The organism is Rhizobium sp. P1_C7 (assembly GCF_056406295.1).
This window is the reverse complement of sequence record NZ_JBFUAL010000086.1, coordinates 1-501: the sequence shown is the minus strand read 5'-3', so window position 1 is coordinate 501 and position 501 is coordinate 1. Positions and strand designations below refer to the sequence as shown.

The window sequence follows — 501 nt, the reverse complement described above, 5'->3', positions numbered from 1 at the left end:
GATGAACGAGGAGCCGTTGACGCGCGATCACGGCTACCCGCTACGCGCGGTCGTGGGTGGCTGGTTCGGCATGGCTTGGGTCAAGTGGATCACGCATATCACGGTCGTGGAACAACCGTTCCTTGGCTACTGGCAGGCGCGCGACTATTTCCGTTGGGAGCGCAGCCTCGGGGAACCCCGGCTTGTCCCGCTCGCGGAGATGGAGGTCAAAGCGCAGATCGCGCGTCCCGTGCAGGGGGCGCGTCTCATTCCTCAATGCGCTCTTAAGCCCACTCTTAAGAGCGCAAACTTGACCGGGCGTGAGCGACGTCGGCGATGGTCCCGAGATGAGCGTGCAGAGATACTGGCGGCGGCGTTTGCGCCGGATGGGATTGTTTCCGAAGTTGCGCGTCGCTTCGATGTTTCGACCGGTTTGATTTATACTTGGCGGCGGCAGGCTTTGGCTGCAGAAGTYGGCCCTGCCTTCGTGCCAGCGCGGGTCGTTGGCCTTCCGGGTAACGG

Annotated in this window: 1 protein-coding gene; it reads left to right on the top strand. The window is 62.8% G+C overall.

Annotation, left to right across the window (positions count from 1 at the left end; all coding sequences use genetic code 11):
* Positions 1-16: 16 nt before the first annotated feature.
* On the top strand, positions 17-501 hold a 485-nt coding region (locus AC1D2R_RS32280), incomplete at its 3' end, for a transposase (protein ID WP_477973894.1).